Below are 9654 nucleotides of genomic sequence, written 5' to 3'. Positions count from 1 at the left end.
GGTTGTAGCCGTCCACGATGTTCTGCAGGGCCTTGTCGGCCGACTGCGGGCCGTTGATCGCCTTGCCGAGCTCCGTCTTGGTCGGGTCCTCGGTGAGGCTCTTGCCCTTCAGGACCCACTGCGTCTGCGCGTTGTTGAAGTAGCCGGAGATCGGGGCGTAGAGCGGGATCTCCTGGTTGTAGAGCTTGAACGCCGCCTGCGCCGCCTCGGACTTGAAGGGGTACGTCGGGTTCAGACCGCTCTCGACCGGCAGGAAGCCGGACGCCTCGCACAGCGCCTTGTAGTGGGCCGGCTCGTACAGCCAGGACAGGAAGCTCGTCGCGGCCTTGGCGGCGTCGCCGTTGTTGTTGAAGCCGACCACCATGCCGCCGCTGTTGACGTCACTGGCCTGGACCGGCTGGGCGGGGGTCGGGACGCTCGCCCACTCGAACTTCTTGATGCTGTCCGCGAAGGAGGCCACCTGCCACACACCGGACCAGTACGCGACCACGTCACCGCTCTGGAACATGGCGGACGGGTCGGCGCCGGACGTCCACACCGACTTCGGCATGGTCTTGTCGTCGTTCCAGCCGACGAAGGTGTTCACGGCCTTCTTGGTCGCCGCGTCCACCGAGAACTTGCCGGAGTCGTCGGCGTGGACGTACTTGCCGCCCATCTCGTACACCATGGCGCGCAGCCGTGACGGCGACTGGTCGAAGGTCAGGGAGTACTTGGCTCCGGTCTTCTCGCGGACCTTGTTGGCCGCGGCGATGAAGTCGGTCCAGGTCCAGGTCTTCGCCGGGTCGGTCGGGAAGGAGACGCCCGCCTTCTCGAAGAGCGACTTGTTGATGAACATGCCGGACGCGGTGACGTCCGAGGGGATGGAGAGCACCTTCCCGGACGAGTCCTTCGCGAGGAAGTTCTGGTTGATGTTGTTGCTCTTCTTGTCGGCGATGGAGCTGAGGTCGAGCAGCTTGTTCGACCAGATCGGGTCCAGCGCCGGGACGGCCGCCACGTCGGGCAGGGAGTTCGCCTGCGCGGCGTTGTGGAGCTTCGTGGTGTAGCCGTCGTAGGGGATGTTGACCAGCTTGAGGTTGACGCCGGTTTCCTTCTTGTACTGCGCCACCATCTTCTTCCAGCCGGCGTCCTGTCCCGGAACAGTGGAGATCCAGAACGTCAGCGACTTGGAGGTGCCGCCGGAGCCGCCGTCACCGCCACAGGCGGTGAGCGTCAGTGCACCTGCCGAGACAGCGGCAGCGAGGGAGATCAGGCGGCGCGTGCCGCCGCGGCCGAGACGGCGAGAGCGCCGCACACCCACAGTGGTCATCTTCGATCCCTTTTTTTCGAGGTAGGGGACGGAGCACGGCGCCGACCGAGGCGGCACGGGTGCATTTTGCAGGAAGGTTTGCTTTCCGAGGGCGCGGCCTCGCCCGGCCGCGTCTTCCTGACGGGCGAGGATCCCCGGCCGCTGTGGCCGTCACCGCACGGGCACGCCCTCGTGCGGTTGCCGTACGTCGAGTACGGGCGGGACGCTCGCCCCAAGCCGGCGTCCCGGCCGACTTAGAAAGCGCTTGTCCGGACATTGGCAGACCGAGTCCGAAACCGTCAATCCTTCGTCCGCTCCGCCTGGGTCACGGTTTGGACTCCTCTCGCCACCGCGAGGCGGGCGGCACCCACCACGGTGCCGAGATCACCCACCTGGCTGCTGACCACCTCGGTGGGCCAGCTCAGCCGCTCCAGCTCGGCCCGCACACCCGGCAGGAGCTGCGGATACGCGCCGGTGCTGCCGCCCAGCACGAGCAGTCCCGGGTCCAGTACGGCGGTCACGGCGGCGGCCAGCCGGCCCACGTCCACGGCATGTCTGGCGACGATCGCGCGGGCCGTGGCGCTGCCCCGACCGGCGAGGGTGAACAGCTGTTCGGCGGTGCGAGGGCAGGAACCGTCGGATTCCGGCCATGCCGCCGCGGCCCGGCGCAGCAGGGAGCGGGAGCCGATGTACTCCTCCAGGGCCTCGTGGCGGGGCTCCTGGTCGTCGTCCCAGGGGTAGGGCAGCCTGGCGAGCTCTCCGGCCGCTCCGTTGGCGCCGGCCAGCACATGTCCGCCCACGACGATGCCGAGACCGATACCGACGCCGATCCGCAGGTAGCCGAAGGTGTGCCGGCCGCGGGCGGCGCCCTCGTGCAGTTCGGCGAGGGCGGCGCAGTTGACGTTGTTCTCCAGGTGGACGGGCACTCCGGGCGGCAGCGCGACGGTCACGGCGTCGAAGACGGGCCCCGCCTTGGCCGTGGCGGGGCGCATCCTCTGCGGGGCGGTGACGTCACCCACGGCCACGACGATGGTGCGCAGCGGGGCGTCGGCGGGCAGCGCGGACAGGGCTTCGCGCACCACGTCGGCGGCCTCGTCCCGGGGGCCGGCGGCCTCGGCGAGCAGCGTGCCGTCCAGGGCGCAGCCGCGGACCCGGGTGAGGGCGGGGCCGAGGTCGACGGCGAGCACGGCGCCCGCGGCGGGGCCGAGGCGGTAGACGGCGGCGCTGCGGCCCGTGGCGCCGGAGGAGGTGCCGGAGTGGGCCGCGAGATGGACGCCCTCCAGTTCGGCGACGGCGGAGGAGACCGTCGGCTTGGACAGGCGCGCCAGGCTCGCCAGCTGTGGCCGGGTCGCGGTGCCCGCCTGGGCCAGCACGGCGAACACCGCGCTCGCGCTCTCGGTCAGACGGGGGGCTCTTGCCACGTCGTGTTCCACACTTCCCCCAGGTCACAGGCCGTCTTTCCGGGCCGGGCGGCTCGGCGGGAGGCGGCGATGGGTTTGCTCGGGCGTCGTGCGTTTCCGCCCGGGTCGGGGGGCCCGGGAAGTCGGGGGCGCAACGCCTATTGACACGCACTGTACTTCGTTAGTTAACTTCCTAACGAACGTCACGGTACTCGCCTGCCGTGGTCCGTCAGAAGCCCGTCCCGGGGCTTCCCTAGAGCTTCAACTGCCTTGCCCTCAGGCACGGTTCGCCCACCGTCGCAGCACACAGCGCAACGACGAAAGAGGTTCCGTGCAGGACACCGCACCCCTGGTTGTCGGCATCGACGTGGGCGGCACCAAGACGCAGCTCCGCGCCTTCGCGGGCGAGGCCCCCGTCGCCGATCACGTCCGGTCCAGCAGCGGCTGGCGGCCCCACGACCCGGTGGCCGCCGCCGGATGGCTGGCCGCACTGGCCGCCGACGCCCTTCCCGCGGGCGCCCGCCCCGCTGCTGTCGCCGTCGGCGGGCACGCCTGCGAGACCCCGCGCCAGTGCGCGCAGATCCGCACCGCTCTCCAACTGCACTTCGACGCGCCCGCGCTGGTCGTGGGGGACGCCGAACTGCTCGTCCCCGCCGCCGGCTTGGACAAGGGAGTCGGCCTGGTCGCCGGCACCGGCTCGGTCGCCGTGGGCCGCTTCGCCGACGGCACCCCGGTCCAGGTCGGCGGCTGGGGCGCGCTCCTCGGCGACGAGGGCGGCGCCGCCGGTCTGGTCCGCGAGGCCGTACGGGCCGTATGGGCGGCGCACGACCGCGGCGAGGAGCCCGACGCACTGGCACTCGGCCTGCTCGCCGGGTTCGACGTCCCCGAAGTACCCGCGCTCGGCGCCGCCCTGGAACACGCCACGGCCGCCTCCGCCGACTGGGGCCGGCACGCCCCGGCCGTCTTCACCGCGGCCGAGGCCGGATCCCCGCTCGCCCGCACCGTCATCGCCGAGGCGGGCCGCGCCCTGGCCGCCCTCGTCGAACGCCTCGCCGCGCGCGGGGTGGTGGTCGACGACGTCGTGGTGGCGGGCAGTACCGTCCTCGCCCAGCCGTCGCTGTACGACGCCTTCGCCTCCGCGCTGGCCGAGGGCGTGCCGTCGGCACGGCCGCGCCCGCTGCGGGAGCCGCCGGTGAACGGCGCGGTGGCGATGGCCCGTTCACTTCTGTGACACAGGCCGGACGCCGAGTCTCCTCCGGTCCGACATGACCCGCCCGTAGATCTTCGCTCGTACGACTTCAGAAAGCGCGTTCGGCGCACGGGCCGTTCGGCGCATCATGAGTCGCATCCGCACCAACTCCCCCCGGCCGTACGGCCGCAGAACTTCAGAGAGAGGCAGACCCCATGCCGTCATCCGCCGGGCAGCACTCCCCCGCGCCGCTCACCGCACGTGCCATGAAGCGAAGGGGATTCCTCAAGACGTCCCTCGGCGCCTCGGCCGGCGTCCTGGCCGCGCCCACCTTCGCCTCCTGGCTGGGCGCCGCGGACGCCAAGGCGGCCACCGCCCCGGTCGCCTTCGTGGACGACTACAAGTCCAACGTCATGGCGAACCTGACGGCCGAGACCAACGCGGTGGTGCGGGCCCTCGGCGGCTTCGCCCGGGTGTGGAAGACCGGCGACGCCTGGAACACCGGCACGCCCCTGCGGCCCGAGATACTGCGCGCCAACATGCGCTACTGCGCCCGCCTCACCCAGGCGCGCACCGAGGCGCAGGCCAAGGAGGCGTTCCTCTACGACCGGCAGCACCAGAGCTACGCCATGATCGGCGGCCTCGGCCCGCTCGCCGGCCTCTACCGGTCCGGCGCCAAGGCGGTCACCTCGATCACCAGCGCGCCCGACACCACCCCACCCACCACGATCAGCGACGCCGTGCCGGCCGACGCCCCCGCGGGCTCCGCGCTCGGCGCGGGCTCCTACGACTCCGCGCTCGGCCAGGTCGCCAGGCTCGTCGACACCGTGCGCGGCCCGTACGCCTCGGGCAACCCGGCCAAGTACTCCTTCCAGTACCCGCGCCCGTGGCGCATGAACGAGGACAGCCAGGTCGTCGACACCGGCGCCAAGGACGCGCTCGGCTACCCGGTCTACGACTCCGAGGTCGTCGTCGCCCCCCAGCTGCTGCGCCAGCGCAGCACCTCGCCGGTGGACGACGGCGGCTTCCCCAGCGGCCACACCAACGCCTTCCACCTGGCGGGCCTGGCCTTCGCCTACGCCGTGCCCGAGCGCTTCCAGGAGCTGGTCACCCGGGCCTTCGAGCTGAGCCACACCCGGATCATGTCCGGCATGCACTCGACGGTCGACGTCATGGGCGGCCGCATCATGGCCACCGCGCTGACCGCCGCCACGCTGGCCGACCCGGCGAACGCCGACCTCAAGGCCGCCGCGCGGGCACAGGCGCTGAAGTACTTCACGGACCAGACGGGCACCACGGCCGACACGCTCTTCGCCTACGCCCACTCGGACACCGCCGACCCGTACGCGGACCGGGAGGCCAACGCCCGTTCCGTCAGGCCCCGGCTGACCTATGTGCTGCACCGGGACGGCGGCAACGAACCGCTGACCGTGCCGAAGGGCGCCGAGGTGCTGCTGGAGACGCGGCTGCCCTACCTGGACGCGACACAGCGCCGTGAGGTGCTGCGCACCACCGGGCTGCCCTCGGGCTACGTCCTGCTGGACGGCTTCGAGCAGTGGGGCCGGCTGAACCTGTTCGCCGCGGCGGACGGCTACGGTTCCTTCGACTCCGACGTCACCGTCACGCTGGACGCGGCCTCGGGCGGCTTCCACGCGGCCGACGCCTGGCGCAACGACATCGACGGCTGCGGCGGTCTGACCAAGCGGGGCACCGGCACCCTCACCCTGACCGGGCACAACCGGTACACCGGCGGGACCGTGCTGAAGCAGGGTGCGCTGGTCGCCGGTTCGGCCCACGCGCTCGGCCACGGCGAGGTGCGGGTGCAGGGCGGCACGCTGACGGTGGGCGGCACGTCGCTCCAGGTGCACGGCACGTACAGCCAGGAGGCCGGCACGCTGGAGCTGACGCTGCGCTCGGGCCGGGAGCCGGTCCTGGAGGTGACACGGCGGGCGGTGCTCGGCGCGGGCAGCGTGCTGTCGCTGAAGCTGGACGAGCACAAGCCGCCGAAGGCCGGACAGACGGTCCGTGTCCTCGGCTGCCACGGACTGCGCGGGCAGTTCGACCGGATCGAACTGAACTCCGGCACGCTGCGGGCCGTACCCGTCTACACGACGGAAGGTCTGTCGGTACGACTCCTGAAGCGGTGACGCCCGCGGGGGCGGGAGCTGATGCGAGAGTGGCCCTCATGAGGTGCCCGCGGATCGCTCCCGCCGCCGCCCGGCGGGTCCCACCGCGGGGCGGATGATGGCGAGCGAGCAGCAGACGGTCCTGGCCCCGGTCCCCCGGTCCGGGCCCGGAGACGACGAGGCGCGGCAGCCGCGACCGGCCCGGCGCTGGCTGGTGCCGCTCCTCGTCGTCGTGCTGCTCGCGCAGATGGCGGCCGCGATGGTGACGACCGCCGTGCAGCAGACCCCCACGATCGACGAACCGGTCTACGTGGCCACCGCCGCCGAGTACCTGCACGGTCAGGGCATCAGCTACAACCCCGAGCACCCGCCGCTCGGCAAGCTGGTGATCGCCGTCGGGGTGGCCATCGCCGGCCCGCATGTGGACACGGCGTTCGACGGGCCCCAGATCGACCTGGGCCCCCATCTGCTGTACGAGTCGGGCAACGACCCCTGGCGGCTGATGTTCTGGGCCCGGCTCCCGGTGATCGTGCTGACGCTCCTGTCCGGGCTGGTCGTGTTCGCCTTCGCCCGCGAGCTCGCCGGACGGGCGGCGGGCCTCACGGCGCTCGCCCTGTACTCCTTCTCCCCCGACGTCGTCGCCCACGGTGCGCTGGCCACGCTCGACGTGCCCATGGCCGGGTTCCTGCTGACCGCGGTGTGGCTGCTGTGGCGGGCGCGCGTGCGGCCGCGGCTGTATCTGCCGCTCGCCGGTCTGGCGCTCGGCGCGGCCCTGGCGACCAAGATGAGCGCGCTGCCGGCCGTGCCGGTGCTGCTGGCACTGGCCGCCCTCTCGGTGTGGACCGCGCACCGCGGTGCCGGGACGCGCCGGCGGCTGCTGCGCGTGCTCGCCGGGGCCGCGCTCCTGACCCTGGCCGCCGTCGCCGTCGTCTGGGCGTCCTATCTCGTGGTCGATCCGGGCCTGCGCGGGGCCGCCCAGGACCAGGTGCCGGTGGTGCACGGGCTGCGCGCCACCCTCGTCGACCTGCTGCCGTTCCCGCAGGCCTACGCCGACGGCATGCGCATCCAGTTCCGCTTCGAGAACCACCCGTGGGAGGGCTTCCTGTTCGGGCGGGTGTACACCGGGCACCTCTGGTACTACCTGCCGGCCGCGCTCCTGGTGAAGACCCCGCTCGGGCTGCTCGCGCTGTGGGCCGCGGGCGCCGTGACGCTGGTGGCGGTACGGCGGCTGCGGCCCGCCGCGCCCTATCTGCTCGTGCCCGCCGGGGTGCTGCTGGCCTCGGCCATGACGGGTGCACGCGACTTCGGCACCCGGTACGTGATCTTCCTGCCCATGTTCCTGACGGTGGCCGCCGGTTGCGTCCTCGCGGTGCGCCGTCGCCGGGCGGCGTTCGTGACCGGAGCGCTGGTGCTGTTCGTCGCGGTCAGCTCGGTGCGGGCCTTTCCCTACTATCTGCCGTACTCCAACGAGGCGTTCGGCGGACCGGCCCGCACCCATATGCGGCTGCACGACTCGAACGTGGACTGGGGCCAGGACCTCGGCCGGCTCGCCGACCGGCTGCGCGAGCGCTACCCGGACGAGCGGGTCTGGCTCGTCTACAAGGGCAGCGGAGTGCCGTCCTCCTACGGCATCGAGGCGGCCGATCCGCGCGAGGTGCCGGTGGACGACGTGCACGGTCTGCTGGTCGTGTCGGACTCCTCGGTCGCCAAGGCGAAGGGCCGGCTGGCCGAGTTGATCGCCGGCAGCCGTCCGGTCGACGAGGTCGGCCACTCGATCACGATCTACCGCCGATGACCACCCTGGCGACGGCGGCCGGCGCCCGCTCAGCGGACCGCCTGCTGGAACCCCTCGGCGCTCACATGCGCCATCGCGCCGCTCGTCACCCGGTACCGGCCGTTGGGCACCTGGGCGGACCGGGTGATGTGCACGGTCAGCGGACCCGCCCATTCGTAGCCGTGCCGCTCGCCGTGCCGGGCCAGACTGTCCGTGAGCTCCTGCCCCACGTCGCCGCCCCGGCGCACCAGTTCGTCGTAGGCGAAGTCCGCGAGTTCGACGTCGTACGCGTTCGGGACCACCACCCTGTTCTCACTGCACACGACGACGTTGCTGTCGCACTCGCGTCGCAGCGCGTCGAGGAGTTCGACCGGCTCGCGGTCGACGACCCGCGACCACAGCGCCTCCCACCCGTGCTCCATTGCCTGTTCCAGCGCGCTCAGCGCACCCATTGCGTCTCACCTGCCGATAGCCGTGTTGTGCGGTGCGATGTCGTCATTCGGCGAAGTCGCCGGGTTCCACCCGCGCTTCCTCGAACGCCTCGCGCAGGGTCCGTCCGCTGCCGCCGGGGGCGCGGTTCTCGCCGTGGTGGTTCTCCGCGAGCCGGTCGGTGGTGTCCGTCAGGGGCCGGTTGTCCTCGGGGACCGTCATACGGGGCTGCTCCTCAGGTGTCGTCGAAGGCGTTGCCCAGCGGCGGGTTCCCGCTCGGGCGCGGCGTACCCGTCCCGATCGGCGGTGGCCGGACGCTCTCGTACAAGCGCTGGTCACCGGAGGGGTGTGAGCTATGTTGACTCACCGTGGCAGACAAAGGAGGCGCCTCGGTGTCATCGCCGCAGCAGGCACGCGCTCAGGCATCCGCGATCACCTCGGGCAAGAGCGCGCCGGAAACGGAGGCGGCCCCGGCCTCCCAGCTCAGGACGCTCTTCGACCGGCCCCGGCTGTCCCCCGGTCAGCGGCGCATCGCGCAGTACCTGATCGAGCACATCACCGAGGCGGCGTTCCTGTCCATCACGGATCTCGCCGAGCGGGTGGGCGTCAGCCAGCCCTCGGTGACGCGGTTCGCCGCGGCCGTGGGCTTCAGCGGCTACCCCGCGCTGCGGGAGAAGCTCCAGTCCATCGCGCTCGGCACGCTCGCCGGGGGACCGGTCACCGACGACGAGTCGCGCGGCAACGAACTGCAGGCCGCGGTCGACGCGGAGATCGAGAACCTGGAGAACCTGCGCCGCGACTTCGCCGACCCCGACCAGGTGATCCAACTGGGCCGCGAGCTGTCCGAGTCGACCCCGCTGACCATCCTGGGCCTGCGCATCTCGGCGTCCCTGGCCGAGTACTTCGCCTACGCGGCCCGCCGGATCCACCCCGACGTACGGCTGGTCACCCGCGGCGGCAGCGTGGCCTACGACGCCCTGCTGCAGTCGCGCGAGGCGGGCGGCACCTGGGTGCTCGCGTTCTCGATGCCGCGGCACGCCCAGGAGACCCTCACCGCCCTGCGGGTCGCCCGCAGCGCCGGACTGAAGATCGCCCTGGTCACGGATCTGGCGCTCGGGCACGTGGCCGACGAGGCGGACGTCCTGTTCTCCACCGGGACCGGCTCCCGGCTGGTCTTCGACTCCTACGCGGCGCCCGGCGTGATCGCCGCGGCCCTGCTCCAGGCCATGACCGACGCCGACCCCGAGCGCACCCAGGCGCGGCTGGAGGAGTACGAGCAGATCTCCGACCAGCACCAGTTCTTCCTCAGGGACTGACCCCACCCCGGCATACGCCCGCACACCGGGGCCATCCGTAATAAATCGAGCATGAATGTTTTCATACGCCTTGCCAAGCGGACGGCATATATAAATACTTCTCACGGATCACCCCCGGGACCACCACTCCGGGAC

The 9654-nt window shown here is 71.9% G+C and carries 8 protein-coding genes; 4 read left to right on the top strand and 4 right to left on the bottom strand.

The features are described from left to right. Positions 1 to 1306 (bottom strand): extracellular solute-binding protein (locus EHS43_RS27765; protein ID WP_125193484.1); only part of this gene is annotated, 1306 nt, incomplete at its 3' end. Between the two features lie 278 nt (positions 1307 to 1584). After that, entirely contained in the window at positions 1585 to 2706 is a 1122-nt protein-coding gene (locus EHS43_RS27760; protein ID WP_260470741.1) for an ROK family protein, read from the bottom strand. Positions 2707 to 3016: 310 nt separating this feature from the next. Between EHS43_RS27760 and EHS43_RS27755 the strand changes: the two genes are divergently transcribed. The 3 genes from EHS43_RS27755 (at position 3017) to EHS43_RS27745 (ending at position 7795) form a co-directional block, all read left to right on the top strand. Beyond that, entirely contained in the window at positions 3017 to 3916 is a 900-nt protein-coding gene (locus EHS43_RS27755) for an N-acetylglucosamine kinase (RefSeq protein ID WP_125193482.1), read from the top strand. Between the two features lie 173 nt (positions 3917 to 4089). Beyond that, positions 4090 to 6021, top strand: coding sequence for a phosphatase PAP2 family protein (locus EHS43_RS27750; RefSeq protein WP_125193481.1), 1932 nt, complete (start codon positions 4090 to 4092; stop codon positions 6019 to 6021). Between the two features lie 94 nt (positions 6022 to 6115). Further along, entirely contained in the window at positions 6116 to 7795 is a 1680-nt protein-coding gene (locus tag EHS43_RS27745; protein WP_185806440.1) for a phospholipid carrier-dependent glycosyltransferase, read from the top strand. Positions 7796 to 7824: 29 nt separating this feature from the next. Here the strand turns inward: EHS43_RS27745 and EHS43_RS27740 are convergent, their stop codons facing one another. Beyond that, entirely contained in the window at positions 7825 to 8226 is a 402-nt protein-coding gene (locus EHS43_RS27740) for a DUF3662 domain-containing protein (protein WP_125193479.1), read from the bottom strand. A 43-nt stretch (positions 8227 to 8269) separates the two neighbouring features. Beyond that, a complete protein-coding gene (locus EHS43_RS46675) occupies positions 8270 to 8425 on the bottom strand; it encodes a hypothetical protein (protein WP_185806439.1) in 156 nt (51 codons plus the stop codon). Positions 8426 to 8595: 170 nt separating this feature from the next. Here EHS43_RS46675 and EHS43_RS27735 point away from each other — a divergent pair, with 170 nt between their 5' ends. After that, complete coding sequence (locus EHS43_RS27735; RefSeq protein WP_185806438.1) at positions 8596 to 9519, top strand: MurR/RpiR family transcriptional regulator; 924 nt, start codon at positions 8596 to 8598, stop codon at positions 9517 to 9519. Positions 9520 to 9654 lie beyond the last annotated feature (135 nt).

Origin of the sequence: Streptomyces sp. RP5T, from assembly GCF_003933965.1 — a bacterium.
GTDB lineage: Bacteria > Actinomycetota > Actinomycetes > Streptomycetales > Streptomycetaceae > Streptomyces.
This window is presented reverse-complemented; position numbering and strand designations above follow the sequence as displayed.

Coding starts and splice junctions, on each gene's coding strand:
- EHS43_RS27745 (WP_185806440.1), top strand. CDS start 6,116: ATGATGGCGAGCGAGCAGCAGACGGTCCTGGCCCCGGTCCCCCGGTCC.
- EHS43_RS46675 (WP_185806439.1), bottom strand. CDS start 8,425: ATGACGGTCCCCGAGGACAACCGGCCCCTGACGGACACCACCGACCGG.
- EHS43_RS27740 (WP_125193479.1), bottom strand. CDS start 8,226: ATGGGTGCGCTGAGCGCGCTGGAACAGGCAATGGAGCACGGGTGGGAG.
- EHS43_RS27750 (WP_125193481.1), top strand. CDS start 4,090: ATGCCGTCATCCGCCGGGCAGCACTCCCCCGCGCCGCTCACCGCACGT.